The 17,347-nt window shown below is 64.9% G+C and carries 18 protein-coding genes; 7 read left to right on the plus strand and 11 right to left on the minus strand.

All coding sequences use genetic code 11. From position 1 onward, the window contains the following. Positions 1–115: 115 nt before the first annotated feature. From AC07Z7_RS07955 to AC07Z7_RS07970, 4 genes are read left to right on the plus strand one after another with little or no spacing between them, the layout of a single operon-like run. Positions 116–601: a gluconokinase gene (locus AC07Z7_RS07955; RefSeq protein ID WP_435366927.1), complete on the plus strand. Its 486-nt coding sequence runs from the start codon at positions 116–118 to the stop codon at positions 599–601. After that, positions 598–1,110: a TRAP transporter small permease gene (locus tag AC07Z7_RS07960; protein ID WP_494765929.1), complete on the plus strand. Its 513-nt coding sequence runs from the start codon at positions 598–600 to the stop codon at positions 1,108–1,110. Before AC07Z7_RS07955 ends, AC07Z7_RS07960 begins: the two co-directional genes overlap by 4 nt. Next, positions 1,110–2,411 carry a TRAP transporter large permease gene (locus tag AC07Z7_RS07965; RefSeq protein WP_240515585.1) on the plus strand — a complete coding sequence of 434 codons (1,302 nt, stop codon included), beginning with the start codon at positions 1,110–1,112 and terminating at the stop codon, positions 2,409–2,411. Before AC07Z7_RS07960 ends, AC07Z7_RS07965 begins: the two co-directional genes overlap by 1 nt. A 47-nt stretch (positions 2,412–2,458) precedes the next feature. Continuing rightward, positions 2,459–3,478: a TRAP transporter substrate-binding protein gene (locus AC07Z7_RS07970; protein ID WP_094287025.1), complete on the plus strand. Its 1,020-nt coding sequence runs from the start codon at positions 2,459–2,461 to the stop codon at positions 3,476–3,478. Positions 3,479–3,620: 142 nt separating this feature from the next. Here AC07Z7_RS07970 and AC07Z7_RS07975 read toward each other — a convergent pair whose 3' ends face one another. Both AC07Z7_RS07975 and AC07Z7_RS07980 read right to left on the minus strand, forming a co-directional pair. Then, complete coding sequence (locus AC07Z7_RS07975; RefSeq protein ID WP_108617669.1) at positions 3,621–3,914, minus strand: DUF4148 domain-containing protein; 294 nt, start codon at positions 3,912–3,914, stop codon at positions 3,621–3,623. A 79-nt stretch (positions 3,915–3,993) separates the two neighbouring features. After that, a complete protein-coding gene (locus AC07Z7_RS07980; RefSeq protein WP_094290672.1) occupies positions 3,994–4,281 on the minus strand; it encodes a DUF4148 domain-containing protein in 288 nt (95 codons plus the stop codon). 597 nt (positions 4,282–4,878) lie between these two features. Between AC07Z7_RS07980 and AC07Z7_RS07985 the strand changes: the two genes are divergently transcribed. After that, positions 4,879–5,316: a CBS domain-containing protein gene (locus AC07Z7_RS07985; RefSeq protein WP_063462898.1), complete on the plus strand. Its 438-nt coding sequence runs from the start codon at positions 4,879–4,881 to the stop codon at positions 5,314–5,316. A gap of 229 nt (positions 5,317–5,545) precedes the next feature. Here AC07Z7_RS07985 and AC07Z7_RS07990 read toward each other — a convergent pair whose 3' ends face one another. The 4 genes from AC07Z7_RS07990 to AC07Z7_RS08005 form a co-directional block, all read right to left on the minus strand. After that, positions 5,546–6,385: an ABC transporter ATP-binding protein gene (locus AC07Z7_RS07990; RefSeq protein WP_094287031.1), complete on the minus strand. Its 840-nt coding sequence runs from the start codon at positions 6,383–6,385 to the stop codon at positions 5,546–5,548. After that, positions 6,382–7,350 (minus strand): nitrate ABC transporter permease, encoded by a 969-nt coding sequence (ntrB, locus tag AC07Z7_RS07995; protein ID WP_494765930.1) that lies wholly within the window; start codon positions 7,348–7,350, stop codon positions 6,382–6,384. The genes AC07Z7_RS07990 and ntrB overlap by 4 nt, the downstream gene beginning before the upstream one ends. A 66-nt stretch (positions 7,351–7,416) precedes the next feature. Beyond that, complete coding sequence (locus AC07Z7_RS08000) at positions 7,417–8,661, minus strand: CmpA/NrtA family ABC transporter substrate-binding protein (RefSeq protein ID WP_094287035.1); 1,245 nt, start codon at positions 8,659–8,661, stop codon at positions 7,417–7,419. A 505-nt stretch (positions 8,662–9,166) separates the two neighbouring features. After that, positions 9,167–9,793 carry an ANTAR domain-containing response regulator gene (locus AC07Z7_RS08005; RefSeq protein ID WP_094287037.1) on the minus strand — a complete coding sequence of 209 codons (627 nt, stop codon included), beginning with the start codon at positions 9,791–9,793 and terminating at the stop codon, positions 9,167–9,169. Between the two features lie 233 nt (positions 9,794–10,026). Between AC07Z7_RS08005 and AC07Z7_RS08010 the strand changes: the two genes are divergently transcribed. Both AC07Z7_RS08010 and tsaD read left to right on the plus strand, forming a co-directional pair. Further along, the gene (locus AC07Z7_RS08010) at positions 10,027–11,187 is read left to right on the plus strand and encodes a branched-chain amino acid ABC transporter substrate-binding protein (RefSeq protein ID WP_094287039.1); all 1,161 of its coding nucleotides are present in this window, start codon (positions 10,027–10,029) and stop codon (positions 11,185–11,187) included. A gap of 110 nt (positions 11,188–11,297) precedes the next feature. Next, positions 11,298–12,341, plus strand: coding sequence for a tRNA (adenosine(37)-N6)-threonylcarbamoyltransferase complex transferase subunit TsaD (gene tsaD, locus AC07Z7_RS08015; protein WP_494765931.1), 1,044 nt, complete (start codon positions 11,298–11,300; stop codon positions 12,339–12,341). 65 nt (positions 12,342–12,406) lie between these two features. Here tsaD and AC07Z7_RS08020 read toward each other — a convergent pair whose 3' ends face one another. From AC07Z7_RS08020 to AC07Z7_RS08040, 5 genes are all read right to left on the minus strand, one after another. Continuing rightward, entirely contained in the window at positions 12,407–13,858 is a 1,452-nt protein-coding gene (locus tag AC07Z7_RS08020) for an aldehyde dehydrogenase (protein WP_494765932.1), read from the minus strand. A 217-nt stretch (positions 13,859–14,075) separates the two neighbouring features. Further along, entirely contained in the window at positions 14,076–14,786 is a 711-nt protein-coding gene (locus AC07Z7_RS08025) for an ABC transporter ATP-binding protein (RefSeq protein ID WP_494765933.1), read from the minus strand. Continuing rightward, positions 14,783–15,544 (minus strand): ABC transporter ATP-binding protein, encoded by a 762-nt coding sequence (locus AC07Z7_RS08030; RefSeq protein ID WP_494765934.1) that lies wholly within the window; start codon positions 15,542–15,544, stop codon positions 14,783–14,785. Before AC07Z7_RS08030 ends, AC07Z7_RS08025 begins: the two co-directional genes overlap by 4 nt. Continuing rightward, positions 15,537–16,469 carry a branched-chain amino acid ABC transporter permease gene (locus AC07Z7_RS08035; protein WP_494765935.1) on the minus strand — a complete coding sequence of 311 codons (933 nt, stop codon included), beginning with the start codon at positions 16,467–16,469 and terminating at the stop codon, positions 15,537–15,539. Before AC07Z7_RS08035 ends, AC07Z7_RS08030 begins: the two co-directional genes overlap by 8 nt. Further along, complete coding sequence (locus tag AC07Z7_RS08040) at positions 16,466–17,344, minus strand: branched-chain amino acid ABC transporter permease (protein WP_094287097.1); 879 nt, start codon at positions 17,342–17,344, stop codon at positions 16,466–16,468. Before AC07Z7_RS08040 ends, AC07Z7_RS08035 begins: the two co-directional genes overlap by 4 nt. Between the last annotated feature and the right edge of the window lie 3 nt (positions 17,345–17,347).

Raw genomic sequence — 17,347 nt, forward strand, 5'->3', positions numbered from 1 at the left:
ATTGGCGTGATCAGCACTGGTATTTTGGAGGCATCTGTAGAGATGCATTTTTTTAGATTCATTGGATAGCGCTACCAATATGAGTTTTACGCCGTCATCGGTTTATCTGGTCGTCATGGGAGTGGCCGGTTGTGGCAAGTCCAGCCTGGGGGCTGCGCTGGCCCAGGCCGAAGGCCTGCCCCTGATCGAAGGGGATGACCACCACAGCCCCGCCAGCCGCGAAAAAATGCGCCAGGGCATTGCGCTGACCGACGCCGACCGCGAAGGCTGGCTGGCCACCCTCGGGCAGTTGCTGCAGGCCCAGCCGCAGGGGGCGGTGCTGACCTGCTCGGCGCTCAAAAAGGCGTACCGCGACCGCCTGCGCAGCGCTTGCCCGGGGTTGCGCTTCGCCTTTCTGGAGATTGACCGCGCGCACGCAGGCCAGCGTGTGGCGGCCCGTGCGGGCACCCATTTTTTCTCAAGCGCGCTGGTGGACAGCCAGTTCGCCACGCTGGAATCACCCGTGGGTGAGGCGGGCGTGCTGCGCCTGGATGCGCTGCTGGACCTGCCCACCCTGCAGCAACTGGCATCCAGCTGGCTGGCAACGAAGGAGGCCGCATGAGTTCCCCCGCACAACCCGCAACGCCACAGAGCCGCTTTGCCCGGGTCTCCCAGGTATTGATGGCCAGCTGCCTGGGCGTGATGGCCGTGGCCGTGTTCATCAATGTGGTGCTGCGCTACGGCTTTGGCAGCGGCGTGGCCGCGAGCGAAGAGCTGTCGCGCCTCTTGTTTGTCTGGATGGTGTTCATCGGCGCCGCAGCGGCCTACCCGGCGGGTGAGCACATGGCCTTCACCAGCCTGGCGGGCTTGCTGGCCAAACGCCCCATGGCATTTGCCTCGCTCACCGCCGTCATCCGGCTGCTGGTGATGGCCGCCTGCGCCATGCTGGCCTGGGGCGCCTGGCAGCAGGTGGTGGTGGGCATGGGCAGCCGCTCCGTCGTCATGGCCTACCCGGCGGCCTTGCTACCGCTGCCGGCCTTTTTGTGTGCGGTGGCCATTGGTGTGATGGCAACCATTGAATTGATTCAACGCAAGCCCTTGGACCTGGGCCACGGCGCGGAGGTGGAGTGATGTTGGGACTGACGCCGGAAGCCATGGCCTTTGTGGTCTTTTCGCTGGGCATGCTGGTGCTGATGGGTACGGGCATGAACATGGGCCTGGCCCTGGTGCTCACGGGCGCTGGCATGGCCTGGGTGCTCGATTTCTGGGATGCGCAGCTGCTCGCGCAGAACCTGGTGGCCGGGGTGGACAGCTTTCCGCTGCTGGCCGTGCCGTTCTTCATCCTGGCGGGTGAGCTGATGAACTCGGGGGGCATCAGCCGCCGCATCATCGACATGGCGCAGGCCTGGGTGGGGCATATCCGGGGTGGCCTGGGGTATGTGGCGATTGGCGCTGCGGTGCTGATGGCCAGCATGAGTGGCTCGGCCCTGGCCGACACGGCAGCGCTGGCCACCATCCTGCTGCCCATGATGCGCCAGCAGGGCTATCCCATGAACACGTCGGCGGGGCTGATCGCCTCGGGTGGCATCATCGCGCCGATCATTCCACCGTCCATGCCGTTCGTGATCTATGGCGTGACTACCAACACCTCAATCTCGGCGTTGTTTGTGTCGGGCATCGTGCCGGGGCTGATGATGGGCGTGGGCCTGATCTTTGCCTGGCGCTGGGTGCTGCGTGGTCTGGACCTGCCCAAGGGCGAGCCCTTGCCCGCCAAGGACCGCCTGCGCGCCACGGCCCGCGCCTTCTGGGCCATGTTGATGCCGCTCATCATCATCGGCGGCATGAAGACCGGCGTGTTCACGCCCACCGAGGCCGCCGTGGTGGCTGCGTTTTATGCGCTGGTGGTGGCGCTGTTCATCCATCGCGAGATGAAGGTGGCCGACATCTACGGCGTGCTGGTGCGCGCGGCCAAGACGACCTCCATCGTGATGTTCTTGTGCGCCGGCGCCCAGGTGGCCAGCTACATGATCACGCTGGCCGACCTGCCCAATGTGCTGACCAGCTGGCTGGGCCCGCTGGTGGAGAACCCGCGCCTCTTGATGGCCGTGATGATGATCGTGCTGGTGCTCATCGGCACGGCGCTGGACCTCACGCCCACCATCCTGATCTTTGCGCCCGTGATGCTGCCCATCGCCGTCAAGGCGGGGATCGACCCGGTGTACTTCGGCCTGATGTTCGTGCTCAACGGCGCCATCGGCCTCATCACCCCGCCGGTGGGCACGGTGCTCAATGTGGTGGCCGGGGTGGGGCGTATCTCGATGCACAGCGTCATCAAGGGGGTGAACCCCTTCCTTTTCACCTACGTGCTGATCCTGGCGCTGCTGGTCGTGTTTCCCCAGATCGTGACTGCGCCTGTGGTGTGGCTGCGCTGACTTCCCTTCACTCTCTTTTTCCTTTCCCCTCGCCAATGGAGACAACCATGAAAACTTTCCGCCGTACCCTGCTCGCCGCCCTGTCGGTGGCCGCCATCACCTGCTCGTTCCAGGTGGCTGCGCAAGACTTCAAGCCGCGCATCATCCGTTTTGGCTACGGCCTTAACGAGGTGTCCAACCAGGGCCGCGCCACCAAACTGTTTGCCGAAGAGGTCGAGAAGGCCTCTGGCGGCAAGATGAAGGTGCGTGCCATCGGTGCTGCTGCACTGGGCTCGGACGTGCAGATGCAGCAGGCGCTGATCGGCGGCGCGCAGGAGATGATGGTGGGCTCTACCGCCACGCTGGTCGGCATCACCAAAGAAATGGCGATCTGGGACACGCCCTTCCTGTTCAACAACGCCAAGGAAGCTGACGTGGTGCTGGATGGCCCCGTGGGCCAGAAGGTGATGGACAAGCTGCAGGAAAAGGGCCTGGTCGGCCTGGTGTACTGGGAGAACGGCTTTCGCAACCTCACCAACAGCAAGCGCCCCGTCAACAAGCTGGAAGACATGGACGGCATCAAGTTGCGGGTGATGCAAAACAACGTGTTCCTCGATAGCTTCAAGACCCTGGGCGCAAACGCCGTGCCGCTGCCGTTCTCCGAACTCTTCACCGCGCTGGAAACCAAGACGGTGGACGGCCAGGAGAACCCCTACAACACCATTCTGTCGAGCAAGTTCTATGAGGTGCAGAAGTACCTCACCGTGACCAACCACGTCTACAGCCCCTGGATCGTGCTGGTGAGCAAGAAGTACTGGGATGGCCTGTCGAAGGCTGAGCAGAAGGTGCTGCTGGACGCCGCCAAGAAGAGCCGCGACTTCGAGCGCCAGGACACCCGAGCGGAAGCCGACAAGGCCCTGGCCGACCTGAAGGCCAAGGGCATGCAGGTGAACGAGCTGCCCGCCGCCGAAGCCAGCCGCATGCGCGAAAAGCTTGCCGCCGTGAACGCTGGCATCGCCGCCAACGTGGGCGAGGCCCTGTGGAAGGAAGTGCAGGGCGCTGTGGCGCAGGCACGCGCAGCGAAGTAAGCCCCGGTGGGGAGGCGGGCGCTGGCTTTTGCTGCGCCTGTACCGTGTTCAAGACAAAAAAGGCCGGAGCCCCTTTCGGGGCCCCGGCCTTTTGCATTGGCAACTGCCTGCCCACACCGCTTGGCGGTGGAGGCGGGATCAATTACAGGGAGCCGATTTCGCCGGACGAGATCTTGCCGGTGCGCAGGGCGTCTGCGGCCTGGGCGTTCACGGCGCTGCGGTCAGCCGTGGAGGTGTAGACCAGAGCGCGCGAACCGACGGGGATGGCACCGCTGGTCTGGGGCACAGCCGAAGCTTCGGCTTGCACTTCGGCGCGGGTGCGGTTGGTGTCGAACTTGGTGGCGAATTGCGAAGCATCGGCTTCGTCAGCCTGGGCACCAAAAGAAGCGAAAGCAGCCACAGCGGCGATGGACAGGAAACGTGCGGTCTTGTTCATGGTGAAACTCCGGTGAAATTCAGAAAATTAGGGTACTAATTGATCGGGGAATGTGGGTGTTGAATCCAGCGGATTCAGCTCAGCCACGCTCGCCGTAAGCGATCTGGCCGGTGCGCACAGCGTCGGCAGCCTGGGCACGCACAGCAGCGCGGTCAGCGGTGCTCTTGTAGGTCACCACACGCGAACCAGCGGGTTCGATCGAGCGGGTCTGGGCCACGGTGGCGGCTTCGGCTTGCACTTCAGCGCGGGTGCGGTTGGTTTCGAATTGGGTGGCGAACTGCGAAGCATCGGCTTCGTCAGCGTGGGCGCCAAAAGAGGCGAAAGCAGCGACAGCGGCGATGGAGAGGAAACGGGCGGTGTTGTTCATGATGGATAAGTCCTTAAAAAAAGCGTCTCAAAAAAACCAGGAGGAAAACAAAACAAAAACTGCTTCAACCCTGGGTTCGGTGAGTCGCCTTGCGGGATCGGCTCATCGATGGGTTGAACTGTACGCCGATGGTGTTCACAGAAAAACCATTGGGTCGCGAATTAACTGTTCCAGTATTGGAAACAATCCAGGTGCTTGTTTCCTGTGCGGCCACAAGGCCGTTGGGGGCGCAAGCGATGGGCGCGGGGGCCAGGAAAGTGGGCGGTGGATCCTTTCGAAGTGCGTTGGACATGGGATGTATCGTGCCCAGCCCGCGCCTTGGCGTCGTCTCGTCACCGTTTCGGTTCTTTTCAGTTTGTTTCGCGTTCCGCCGAATGCAACAGTGGCGAAACATATGCATCGCGGCTGCGACACAGGGGCAAAAAGCCTGGCAAATCGGGCTTGCGCGGGTTGCGCGCGCGGGGCTTATGGGCTGAAATCTCTCCAGGGGGCTTCAGCCCGAATTGAGTGGCAGCTGTGCGCTGCAGACTGGGGCGGACTGCCAGGTCCGCGTGGAGGCTCCCCAGGCCTGTTTCTGTTCTCACGAGGGAGGTTTCCATGACCAGCGTCGCCAAGATTCTTCAGTCCAAACCGGACACCACCGTGCACACCATTGCCCCCACGGCACTGGTGTTTGATGCGCTCAAGCTCATGGCCGACAAGGGCATCGGGGCCTTGCTGGTAACCGAGGGCGAGGCCATTGCGGGCATCTTCACGGAGCGGGACTACGCCCGCAAGATCGCCCTTATGGGGCGCACCTCGTCCGTCACGCAGGTGCGGGATGTGATGACCTCTGCCGTGCGTTTTGTGCGGCCCGACCAGACCAGCGAGCAGTGCATGCAGATCATGAGCACGGGCCGCCTGCGCCACCTGCCCGTGGTGGACAACGGCAAGCTCGTGGGCATGATCTCGATCGGTGACCTGGTCAAGGACATCATCTCCGAGCAGAAATTCATCATCGAGCAGTTGGAGCACTACATCACTGGAACGCATTAAGGGGGCAACCCCCTGAGGCGCTGCGCGCCTTCCCCCTTCTCTCGAATGGCTGCGCCATTCGGGAAGGGGGACGCCCCCGGCGCGGCGGGGCGGCCCTTGCGCGGGGACACTGGTCTGGGCTGCGCGCTTGCTACCGCTCTGACCTGATGTGGGCCATGGAAAAAGGGCTCTGACGATGTTGCGTTAGAGCCCTTTGTTTTGGATATCGGGCCGCCATCGACCCGTCCGTTCAAGCGGCTTTTTCGACGTGCCCTTGGCGCGTGTAGAGGAAGTCGATCACTGCCTTGCGGTAGTGCACGTACTGCGGGTCCTCGGCCAGCTCCACGCGTTTGCGGGGGCGGGCCAGGTTGACGGTCAGCACTTCGCCAATCGTGGCTGCGGGGCCGTTGGTCATCATCACGATCTTGTCGGACAGCAGCACGGCTTCGTCCACGTCGTGGGTCACCATGACCACGGTGCTCTGGGTGCGGGCCACGATCTCCAGCAACTCGTCCTGCAGCTTGGCGCGGGTCAGGGCGTCCAGGGCGCCGAAGGGCTCGTCCATCAGCAGCACCTGGGGTTCCATGGACAGGGCCCGGGCAATGCCCACGCGCTGCTTCATGCCGCCCGAGATTTCACCGGGGCGTTTTTGCCCCGCGTGGGTCAGGCCCACCAGCGCCAGTGCGGCGTCGGTGCGGGCCTTAAGCTGGGCCTTGGTTTCCTTGGCGCCAAACACGCGCTCCACGGCCAGATAGATGTTGTCGAAGCAGGTGAGCCAGGGCAGCAGCGAGTGGTTCTGGAACACCACGGCACGTTCAGGCCCTGGGCCCTTGATCTCCTTGTTGGCGCACAACAGCGCGCCGTTGGTGGGGGTGGTGAGGCCCGCGATCAGGTTCAAGAGCGTGGACTTTCCGCAGCCCGAGTGGCCGATCAGCGCCACGAACTCGCCCTTGGCGATGGTCAGGTTGATGTCACGCAATGCCGGGAACAGGCCCTTGGCGGTCTTGAAGGTCTGCTCAACGCCGTGGATCTCGATGAACTTGGTGCTCATGGAGGGGTGTGTGGATGCTGCCGTGGTGGTCGTGTTCATGCTTTCACCTCTTCAAAAGTAAATGCGGTGGCCAGCTTGATGAGTGCGAACTCCAGCACCAGCCCGACGATGCCGATCACGAAGATCGCGATGATGATGTTCTTGACGTTGAGGTTGTTCCACTCGTCCCACACCCAGAAGCCGATGCCCACGCCGCCGGTCAGCATCTCGGCCGCCACGATCACCAGCCACGCGGTGCCCACGGCCAGGCGCACGCCGGTCAGCATGTAGGGCAGCACGGCGGGGAAGAGGATCTTGGTGGCGATCTTCCACTCGCTCAGGTTCAGCACGCGGGCCACGTTCATGTAGTCCTGTGGCACGCGCTGCACGCCCACGGCGGTGTTGATGATCATGGGCCAGATGGAGCAGATGAAGATGGTCCAGATGGCGGCCGGGTTGGCACCCTTGAAGACCAAGAGGCCAATCGGCAGCCAGGCCAGCGGCGACACCGGGCGCAGCAGGCTGATGAGTGGGTTGAACATGCGCGACAGAAAGTGGAAGCGCCCGATCACGAAGCCCGCGGGGATGCCCACCAGCGCCGCCATGCCAAAGCCGATGGCCACGCGCTGCAGGCTCATCAGCACGTTCCAGCCCACGCCCTGGTCGTTGGGGCCGTTGCGATAGAAGGGGTTGCTGAACACTTCCAGCGCCTGTTGCCAGGTGTCTTTGGGGCTGGGGATGCTGCCGCCCGTGGTGGTGGAGACCACCGCCCACAGGCCGACGAGCAGGCCCAGGCCACACAGCGGCGGCAGCACGGCCAGCCAGAAGCTGCGTGAGAGTGCTGCCCAGTCCCGTGCTGCAGGGGCGGCAGGCACAGTCGTGGCCTTGGGTGCGGGCGCAGGATTCAAGGTTTTTTGGGCTCTTGCGCCTGTTGGTAAAGCGTTTGCAGCTACATTATTCATAGCATTCTGTACCGCCCCGGCGGGGGCAGCATCCAGGGGGGAGTGAAAAACGGCACTGACCATGGTGTTTCTCCTGTGAATCCTGTGAAGAGGCCGGGTGTGCAGGTCGGGTCAGAGTGGGGTGCCCGATCAGGCTTTGATCTTGAAGCTGTCGGCGTACTTGGCGGGGTCCTTGCCGTCCCACACCACACCGTCCACCAGTTTGTGGCTGCGCATGTCGCTCTTGGGCAGCGGTGTCTTCGATGCAGTGGCGGCCTGCTTGTAGACGTCGATGCGGTTCACGGCCTTGGCCACATTCAGGTAGTCGGGGTGGTCCTTCACCAAGCCCCAGCGCTTGTGCTGGGTGAGGAACCACATGCCGTCCGTGAGGTACGGGAAGTTCACCGTGCCTTCGTTGAAGAACTTCATGTGGTTGGGGTCGTCCCAGGTCTTGCCCATGCCGTCTTGATAGCGGCCCAGGATGCGCTGGTTGATGGCATCGACACCCGTGTTCACATAGGCCTTGCCGGCAATGGTCTCGGCCATCTTGTTCTTGTTGGCCAGGCCATCGTCGATCCACTTGCTGGCCTCGAGGATGGCGGCCGTCACGGCGCGGGCCGTGTTGGGGTACTTCTGCACGAATTCGGACGTGGTGCCCAGCACTTTTTCGGGGTGGTCCTTCCAGATGTCCTGCGTGGTGGTGGCGGTGATGCCGATGCCGTCCATGATGGCGCGGTGGTTCCAGGGCTCGCCCACGCAGAAACCGTCCATGTTGCCCACGCGCATGTTGGCCACCATCTGGGGTGGCGGCACGGTGATGACTTTGGCGTCCTTCATGGGGTTGATGCCATGTGCGGCCAGCCAGTAATACAGCCACATGGCGTGCGTGCCGGTGGGGAATGTCTGGGCGAAGGTGTATTCGCGCTTCTCGCTGGCCATGAGCTTGGCCAGGCCAGCGCCGTTGACGGCGCCTTTTTCGGCCAGCTTCTTGGACAGCGTGATGGCCTGGCCGTTGTGGTTCAGGTTCATCAGCACGGCCATGTCCTTCTTGGGGCCCGCCAGGCCCAGGTGCACGCCGTAGACCAGGCCATACAGAACGTGGGCAAAGTCGAGTTCGCCATTCACCAGCTTGTCGCGCACACCGGCCCACGATGCTTCCTTGGTGGGGATGATGGTCACGCCGTACTTCTTGTCGATGCCCAGCACCGAGGCCATCACCACGCTGGCGCAGTCGGTCAGCGGGATGAAGCCGATCTTCACTTCCTTCTTCTCGGGGGCGTCCGAGCCCTGGGCGTGCACCAGGGCGCGCAGGGCGGGGCTCACGCCCACGGCGCCCACGGTAGCGGCCTGCAGCACGGTGCGGCGGTTGAGGCTGGTTTTCAACAGATCGGTCATGGGGCGGTTCCTCGGTGCGTTAGAAAACAAAAAAGGCGTCCTCCCCTGGCCGGGTTGCATGCGCAAACGGGCTCGGAGAGGGACGCCTTTGTCCATGGCAAAGCCCATTGGGGGGCTTTGTGTCAGCACTGGCCCGCCATTGGGCCGGTGCTGTCAGGGTGGGACCTTCTTTGGTCTTGCCAGGGTTAATGCAAGCAGCGTGCCAGCCTGTGTTGCGCCAGTCTGGCGCTGCCATCACTATGCTTTTGATAGCTGCTTGGGCAAGATGGGCAGGCGGAAACGGCCTTTTTTGCTTGAAATGGCCAAGGCTGGTGCATGTGGGCCGGGCTGCACTGCATTTGTGCGGCGCACCATCTGGGAGAAGCTGGTGGATCTGGGCGCGGCCGAGGCCAGGGCAGCCGAGCAAGGGCCGCCCCGCAGCGAGGGCTGCGTCCCCCTTCCCGAATGGCGTAGACATTCGAGAGAAGGGGGAAGCGGCGCAGCCGCTCAGGGGGAAGTCACTTATTTATCCCAGCAGATCCATCACATCGAGCATGCGCTGCGCCACATCTGCCAGCTTGAGGCCTTTGTCCATCGCCGTCTTGCGCAGCTTCTCGTAGGCAGCCTGTTCGGTCAGGCCCTGGCGCTGCATCAGCAGGCCCTTGGCGCGGTCGATGGTCTTGCGGTCTTTGAGTTCGGTCTTGGCGTCGGCCAGCTCGGCGCGCAGGGCCTGCTCGTGCTGGAAGCGCGCCATGGCCACGTCCAGAATGGGGCGGATGCGCTGCGGCGCCAGGCCCGCCACGATGTAGGCCGACACACCCGCCGCCACCGCGTCCTTCACGTGCGAGGTGTCCTCGTCGTTGGTGAACATCACGATGGGGCGGCGCTCGTCGCGCGTGGCCATCACCACATGTTCGAGTGCGTCGCGCGCCTCGCTTTCGGCGTCCACGATGATCAGGTCGGGCTGCAGCTGGGCGATGCGCTCGCTCAGAAACACATCGGCGGGCAGCGTGGCCACCAGGTTGAAGTTGTTCTCCAGCAACCCGATGCGCAGCGCACGCGACCGCTCCGCCTGCAGGACGGCGTGTTCGTCGTGTGGGTCGGCAATCGCCAGATCCGGGGCGACCACCACGATGCGCAAGGCCTCATTCATAGACCCGAGCATAAGCAATTTTCACGCCGCAATTTGGTGCGCCGAAGCGGTGCATGGGGCGGCTTGGGCAGGGCGGGGGGGCTGTGAGCAGCCCCCGAACAGCGGCGGCACACCCTTGCGGGGCCTGAAAGTTGCTAATAAAGGACGCTGCGGGAGGGCATACCCGATAGCGCCTCCGGGTGGCCTCGCATATACATCCGGTCACTTCGACATTCAGATATGGAGTTTTTTGCATGAACAAGCACTTCAACCGGCGCCGCTTCTCGGCCAGCCTGGCCCTGACCGCAGTGGCGACTGCCGCACTCCTGACCGGATGCGGCAAGGTGCCGGACACCATCAAAATTGGTGTGGCGCAGCCCCTCTCTGGCCCGCTGGGCGCCCTGGGGCAGGACCTGCTCAACGGCGTGACCCTGGCGGTGGACGAACTCAACAAGTCCGGCTACACGGTGGATGGCAAGCGCGTGACGCTGGAGGTGGTGTCGGTGGATGACAAGGCCGACGCCGCCACCGGCAAGGCCGTGGCCCAGCAACTGGTGGATGCAGGCGTGGTGGCCGTGATCGGGCACCTGAACTCGGGCGTGAGCATCGAGACCGCGCCCATCTACGCGGCCAAGGACATCGCGCAGATCGCCATCTCCACCAACCCCAAGTTCACACAGCTCGGGTTCCCCACCACTTTCCGCATGGTGGCCAACGACACCCTGCAGGCCCGCGCCATCGGCTCGTTTGCCGCCACGCAGCTGGGCGCTGCACGTTATGCGGCGCTGGACGACGGCACCCCCTACGGCAAGGGCCTGGCCGACGGCGCTGCCGAGCAGCTCAAGGCCGAGAAGAAAGAAGTGGTGGTGCGCAAGTCGTTCGATGACAAGACCGTGGCGTTTGACGAGCTGGCCGGCGAACTCAAGGCCGCCAAGGTGGAGGTGATTGTCTCCACGCTGAACGACTTTCAGGCCCTGGCCCTGCTCGAAGCCCTGCGCAAGGTGGACCACACCAAGGTCAGCCTGCTCGGTGGCGACACCATCAAGACCACCGACATGACCAAGGGCGCGGGCATCGTACAGGGCATCTACGCCACCTCGCCCGTGCTGGAGGCCAAGGAGTTCGCCACCGGCAAGCCCTTCCTGGAGAAATACATCGCCGCCTACAAGAAGCCCCCGGCCTACGGCGGCCACTACAGCTACGACAGCACCTACGTCCTCTCGGCTGCTATCCAGAAGGCCAAGTCGGCCGCCCCCAAGGACATCACCAAGGCCATGCACAGCATCAACGGCTACGCGCCCGTGATCGGCACCATGACCTGGGACGACAAGGGCGAGCAGCGCTACGGCGCTGTGGGCGTGTATGAACTGCGGGCGGGCAGCTGGGAGCTGCGCATGCGGTCGGACCGCTGGTAGGCAAGCCGCCGGGTCGTCTGGCCCCCTTCATCCGCGCAACCCCTGCTGGTAACTGCCCGCAGGGGTTTTTCCATCCGGCTTGGCAGGGGGCTGGGTTTTACACTCGGGGCATGAGTTTGCTGATCCTCGGTATCGAATCTTCCTGCGACGAAACGGGCGTGGCATTGGTCCGTTCTACGGGCGATGCCGCCATCCCCACCTTGTTGTCCCATGCCCTGCACAGCCAGATCGAGATGCACCAGGCCTATGGCGGCGTGGTGCCCGAGCTGGCCAGCCGCGACCATATCCGCCGGGTGCTGCCGCTGGCCACGCAGGTTTTGGCTGAGTCCGGCCAGACGCTGGCGGACGTGGACGTGGTGGCCTACACGCGCGGGCCGGGCCTGGCGGGTGCGCTGCTGGTGGGGGCGGGCGTGGCTTGCGCGCTGGGTGCTGCGCTGAACAAGCCGGTGCTGGGCGTGCACCACCTGGAGGGGCATTTGCTGTCACCCTTCCTGAGCGCCGATCCGCCCGAGTTCCCCTTTGTGGCCCTGCTCGTCTCGGGCGGCCACACCCAGCTGATGCGTGTGGATGGGGTGGGCCGCTATGAGATCCTGGGCGAGACGATCGATGATGCGGCGGGCGAGGCGTTCGACAAGTCCGCCAAGCTCATGGGCCTGGGCTATCCTGGTGGCCCTGCGCTGTCGCGCTTGGCTGAGCAGGGCGATGCCACGGCCTTCAAGCTGCCACGGCCTTTGCTGCACAGCGGTGATCTGGATTTTTCGTTTGCCGGGCTCAAGACGGCCGTGCTCACGCAGGCCAAGAAGCTGGGCGAAGAACTGGAAGTGCGCAAGGCCGACCTGGCCGCCAGTACCGAGGCCGCGATTGTCGAGGTGCTGGTCAAAAAGACACTGGCCGCGCTCAAGCAGACCGGCCTGAAGCGTGTGGTCGTGGCCGGGGGCGTAGGAGCCAACCGGCACCTGCGCGCCCAGCTCAACGCCGCCTGCGCCGCTGCCAAGGTGCGTGTGCATTACCCCGAGCTGCACCTGTGCACCGACAACGGCGCCATGATCGCCATGGCGGCGGCCATGCGGTTGCAGGCGGGGCAGCAGCAGGCCAACAGCGACTATGCGTTTGACGTGAAACCGCGCTGGCCGCTGGATGCGATCACGGTTTGATTTTTGAATAAAAAAAGGCCGCTACCGCCCGTCCAGCAAGCGGTAGTAGCTATATTTTTTGATATTCAAAAGGGGTAGTGGCGGGGTGTGGTCTGCACCGTCACCCAGCGCAGTTCGGTGAATTCGCGCACCCCGGCCATGCCGCCAAAACGGCCGTAGCCCGAGCTCTTCACGCCGCCAAACGGCATCTGGCCTTCGTCGTGCACCGTGGGGCCATTCACGTGGCAGATGCCCGACTCGATGCGCGCCGCCACGTTCCAGGCCCTGGCCACGTCGCGGCTGAACACAGCGGACGACAGGCCGAACTCGTTGTCGTTGGCGCAGGCAACGGCTTCCTCGACACCGTTCACGCGCACCACGGGCTTGACGGGGCCGAACGACTCTTCGCGGTAGATGTCCATCTCGGCCGTCACATGGTCGAGCACGGTGGCCTGCATCAGCGTGCTGTCGCTCTTGCCGCCACACACCAGCTTGGCGCCCTTGGCCAGTGCGTCGTCGATGAGGGCGTTGCAGCGCTGCACCGTGGTCATGTCCACCACCGAGCCCAGCACCACCGGGCCCTTGCGCGGGTCGCCCAGCGGCAGGGCCTTGGCGCGCTCGCCCAGCTTGGCCACAAACTGGTCGGCCACCGCGTTGTCCACGATGATGCGTTCGGTGGACATGCAGATCTGGCCCGAGTTGGCGAACGCGCCAAACACGGTGCCCGCCACGGCGGCGTCGATGTCTGCGTCGTCCAGCACCAGCAGCGGGGCCTTGCCGCCCAGCTCCAGCACCACGGGCTTGAGGTACTTGGCGCAGGTCTGCGCAATGATGCGGCCCACCTTGGTGGAGCCGGTGAAGTTGATGCGGCGCACCGCCGGGTGGGCCACGATGGCCTCGACCACGGCGCCTGCATCCGCCGGTGCGTTGGTCACAAAGTTCACCACACCGGCAGGCAAACCGGCCTCCTGCAGCGCTTCGATGATGAGGCCATGCGTGGCGGGGCACAGCTCCGACCCTTTGAGGATCACCGTGTTGCCGCAGGCCAGCGGCGTGGCAATGGCGCGCACGCCCAGGATGACGGGTGCGTTCCACGGTGCTATGCCCAGCACCACACCCGCCGCCTGGCGAACACCCATGGCCAGGCTGCCGGGCACGTCGGACGGAATCACTTCGCCTGCAATCTGCGTGGTCAGGGCGGCGGCTTCTTGCAGCAGGCCGGCAGCCAGGTGCACGTTGAAACCGGCCCACATGCCCGAGGCGCCGGTCTCGGCCGCCATGGCCACGGCAAAGTCGGCCGTGCGGGCCTCCAGCGCGTGTGCGGCCTTGAGCAGCAGCGCGCGGCGCGCGTTGGGGCCCAGGGCGGACCAGGCCGGGAAGGCCTTGGCGGCTGCGTCGGCGGCGGCCTTGGCATCGGCCACGCTGGCAGCGGGGGCCGTGGTGGCGACCGATCCGTCGAGCGGGTTGCGGCGCTCAAACGTGGCACCGCCAGTGGCCTGCACGCGCTCGCCGTTGATCAGCATGGAAATGGCAGTCATGGAATCAATCTCCTGGAGGGCAAAAAAGAAAATAAAAGCAATCGAAATGATGGGATGCGATAGCGCCGCACGGTTTTCGCAATGACCTATGGTCCGCGAAACCGGCGGTGCCGAGGCCAGTGCCCCCGCGCAAGGGCCGCCCCGCCGCGCTGGAGGCGTTCCCCTCCCGAAGGAGAGGGGGAAGGCGCGAAGCGACTCAGGGGGTGCTTCATAGACTTCAGGCGACGCCGAGGTAGGCCTGTCGCACTACATCGGACTGCAGCAGGTCAGCGGCCGCGCCAGACGCCACGATGCGCCCGCGCTCCAGTACATAGCCGCGCTGCGCGATCTGCAGCGCCTTGCGCACGTTCTGTTCGACCATCAGCACCGTCACGCCCTGTGCCGCAATGCGCTGCACGATGGCCAGCAGCTCATCGACCATGCGCGGAGCCAGGCCCAGCGAGGGTTCGTCCAGCATCAGCAGGCGCGGGCCGCTCATCATGGCGCGGGCCACGGCCACCATCTGCTGCTCGCCGCCGCTCATGGTGCCGGCGAGCTGCGTGGCCCGTTCCTTGAGGCGCGGGAAGTCTTCGAAGGCCTGGGCCAGCCGGTCGGCGCGGGTGCGTGATGGCACCAGCCAGCCGCCCAGCTCCAGGTTCTCGGTCACCGTCATCTGCGGGAACAGCTGGCGGCCCTCGGCCACCAGGGCCAGGCCGCGCTGCACGCAGGCCGTAGCGTTCATGGCGGGCAGGTCGTTGCCGTCCAGCGCGACGGTGCCCGTGCGCGGTAAAAGCCCGGCCAGGGCCTTGAGCAGCGTGGTCTTGCCCGCACCGTTGGGGCCGACGATCACGGTGATGCCGGGTGCTGCCTGCAGCGACAGGCCCTGCAGCACCTGAAAGCCGTGGTAGCCCGTGGTCAGGTTCTGCACGGTGAGGTGTGCGCCGCTCATGCCGTGGCTCCTTGTTCTTTGCCACTGGCCATTTCGTCACCCAGATAGGCCTCGATCACCTGCGGGTCGCGCACCACCTCGGCGGGCGTGCCGTCGGCAATCTTGCTGCCCTGGTGCAGCACCAGCACGCGCTCTACGTACTTGAGCAGCGTGGTCACCGCGTGCTCGATCCACACCACCGTCAGACCCCAGTCGTCGCGCAGGCGGCGGATGCGCTGGGCCATGGCGTCCACCTCGGCCTCTGTCAGGCCCGCAGCCACCTCGTCGAGCAGCAGCAGGCGCGGGCGTGTGCCCAGGGCCATGCCAATCTCCAGCAGGCGCTGCTGCGAAGGCGTCACGTCCGCAGCCGGGCGGTCGGCCAGATGGGCCAGGCCCAGCATGGCCAGGATCTCGCCTTCGCTGCGCAGGCCCTCGGGCCCCTGGCGGTGGCGGCCTGCGAACTGCATGCCAAAGCGCACGTTGTCGCGCACCGTCATGTCGGGGAACACGCGCGGCGTCTGGAAGGTGCGCGCAATGCCGTGGGCGGCGTAGTGGTGCGGGCCCTTGCCGGTGAGGTTGTCGGTGCCGCTGTGCAACGTGCCCGATGTGGGCGGCTGCACGCCCGAGATGGCGTTGAAGAATGTGGTCTTGCCCGCACCGTTGGGGCCGATGATGCCGATGAGCTCACCCGTGTGCAGCGTGGCGCTCACGCCGTCCACGGCAGTCAGGCCGCCAAAGCGCACGGTCACGGCGTCGATGGTCAACAGGGCTTCAGCCATGGTGTGCCTCCACCGCAGGTTTGCGCCGTTGCCACAGGGTGGCCAGGCCATTGGGCAGGTACATCACGCACAAAATCAGCAGCAGGCCCAGCACCATCATGTAGCCGTAGGGCAGCTGCAGGCGCAGCGTTTCGGCCAGCAGGCTGAACACGATGGCCGCCAGGATGGGGCCGCCCAGGCTGGTTGCGCCGCCGATCAGCGCGATCAGCACAGTCTGGAAGCCGATGAAGGGGCTGAAAACCGCTGCGGGCTCGATGTACGTCCAGCGCACGGCCATGGCCGCGCCCACGGCGCCCGCAAAGGCGGCGGTGATGCCAAAGCCCGCGATCTTGGCCAGGCGCGTGTCCACGCCCAGCGTCTGGGCGCGCTGCTCGTCGGCGCCGATCCCTGCCAGTGCGAGGCCAAACCGGCTACGCTGGATGGCAATGGCGGTGGCGATGGCACCTGCCGCAATCACCAGCACCGTCAGGTACACCGTCTCGTTGCTGGGCACCACCGTGAGCACGCGGCCCACGGTGCCGGACACCTGCTTTTCCACAAAAGTCACCGCGTGGCGGATCAGCTCGGTCATGCCGAAAGTGAGCACCGCAAAGTAGGTGCCGCGCAGGTGCAGCACGGCCGCACCCATCACCACGGCCACCACGGTGGCGATCAGAGCGCCGGCCAGGATGGCCAGGGGCCAGGGCAACACTGCCAGCAGGGTGGCGCTGGTGTAGGCGCCGATACCAAAGAAGGCCGAGGTAGCCAGCGAGAGGTAGCGCGTGGCACCGCAGAACAACGACCAGCTGGTGGCCAGCGCGATGTACATCAGGCAGCTGAGCAGCACTGAGGCCGCGAACTCGGACACCAGCCAGGGCAGGGTGCCGACCACGGCCACGCCCACTGCGAGCGCAAGCCAGGGCTTGTTGGAAGGGAGGAGTTTCATTTCTTGCTAAACAAACCGTTGGGGCGCCAGATCAGCACGCCGATGAACACTGCATAGCTCAGCAGCATCTTGAGAGACGGGCTGCTGAAGTGCATGCCCAGCGCCTCGACCACGCCGAGCAGCAAGCCACCGGCCAGACTGCCCGCCAGGCTGCCGAAGCCGCCCAGCGTGATGACGATCAGCGCGGTGACGGTGTAGGGCTCGCCCATCGACGGCGAAATCTCATACGTCATCGACAGCAACGCCCCCGCCACGCCCGAGAGGCCCAGGCCAATGCCGAACATCATCGGGTGCAGCCGCCGCGTGTTGATGCCCACCAGCTGCGCGCCCGTGGGCGACTGCATCAGCGCCCGCACGGCCTTGCCCAGCAGCGTGAGCTTGAGCAGCGCGATCAGCCCCGCCGACAACGCCAGCGCAACGCCGAACAGCACCAGCTTGTTCTCGGTGAAGCGCATACCCGCGATCTGCACCGGGTCGGCCAGGTACTCGTACCCGCGCAGATCGCCGCCCCAGATCAGCAGGGCGGTGTTCTGCACCAGGAACATGAGGCCAAAGCCCACCATCAGGCTGCGGGCCTCGAACACGTCCACGTTGGGCGCGCGCGCCGCCAGGCGCTTGAAGCACAGCGCGTGCACCACCACCCCCAGCACAAACAATGCGATGAAAGCCAGCGGCATGAGCAGCAGCGGCGAGATGCCTGTGGCCGTGTGCGCCCACCAGGTCAGGAAGGCGCCGAGCATCAGAAACTCGCCATGCGAGATGTTCATGATGCGCATCAGCCCGTACTGCAGATTCAGGCCCATGGCCACCAGCGCGTAGATGCCGCCGGTAATGAGGCCACTGGCGACCAGTTCGGCCCAGGAAGTCAAAGACACAGT

Source organism: Acidovorax sp. GW101-11A03, from assembly GCF_059424825.1.

Coding starts and splice junctions, on each gene's coding strand:
- AC07Z7_RS07955 (WP_435366927.1), top strand. CDS start 116: ATGGGAGTGGCCGGTTGTGGCAAGTCCAGCCTGGGGGCTGCGCTGGCC.
- AC07Z7_RS07960 (WP_494765929.1), top strand. CDS start 598: ATGAGTTCCCCCGCACAACCCGCAACGCCACAGAGCCGCTTTGCCCGG.
- AC07Z7_RS07965 (WP_240515585.1), top strand. CDS start 1,110: ATGTTGGGACTGACGCCGGAAGCCATGGCCTTTGTGGTCTTTTCGCTG.
- AC07Z7_RS07970 (WP_094287025.1), top strand. CDS start 2,459: ATGAAAACTTTCCGCCGTACCCTGCTCGCCGCCCTGTCGGTGGCCGCC.
- AC07Z7_RS07975 (WP_108617669.1), bottom strand. CDS start 3,914: ATGAACAAGACCGCACGTTTCCTGTCCATCGCCGCTGTGGCTGCTTTC.
- AC07Z7_RS07980 (WP_094290672.1), bottom strand. CDS start 4,281: ATGAACAACACCGCCCGTTTCCTCTCCATCGCCGCTGTCGCTGCTTTC.
- AC07Z7_RS07985 (WP_063462898.1), top strand. CDS start 4,879: ATGACCAGCGTCGCCAAGATTCTTCAGTCCAAACCGGACACCACCGTG.
- AC07Z7_RS07990 (WP_094287031.1), bottom strand. CDS start 6,385: ATGAACACGACCACCACGGCAGCATCCACACACCCCTCCATGAGCACC.
- ntrB (WP_494765930.1), bottom strand. CDS start 7,350: ATGGTCAGTGCCGTTTTTCACTCCCCCCTGGATGCTGCCCCCGCCGGG.
- AC07Z7_RS08000 (WP_094287035.1), bottom strand. CDS start 8,661: ATGACCGATCTGTTGAAAACCAGCCTCAACCGCCGCACCGTGCTGCAG.
- AC07Z7_RS08005 (WP_094287037.1), bottom strand. CDS start 9,793: ATGAATGAGGCCTTGCGCATCGTGGTGGTCGCCCCGGATCTGGCGATT.
- AC07Z7_RS08010 (WP_094287039.1), top strand. CDS start 10,027: ATGAACAAGCACTTCAACCGGCGCCGCTTCTCGGCCAGCCTGGCCCTG.
- tsaD (WP_494765931.1), top strand. CDS start 11,298: ATGAGTTTGCTGATCCTCGGTATCGAATCTTCCTGCGACGAAACGGGC.
- AC07Z7_RS08020 (WP_494765932.1), bottom strand. CDS start 13,858: ATGACTGCCATTTCCATGCTGATCAACGGCGAGCGCGTGCAGGCCACT.
- AC07Z7_RS08025 (WP_494765933.1), bottom strand. CDS start 14,786: ATGAGCGGCGCACACCTCACCGTGCAGAACCTGACCACGGGCTACCAC.
- AC07Z7_RS08030 (WP_494765934.1), bottom strand. CDS start 15,544: ATGGCTGAAGCCCTGTTGACCATCGACGCCGTGACCGTGCGCTTTGGC.
- AC07Z7_RS08035 (WP_494765935.1), bottom strand. CDS start 16,469: ATGAAACTCCTCCCTTCCAACAAGCCCTGGCTTGCGCTCGCAGTGGGC.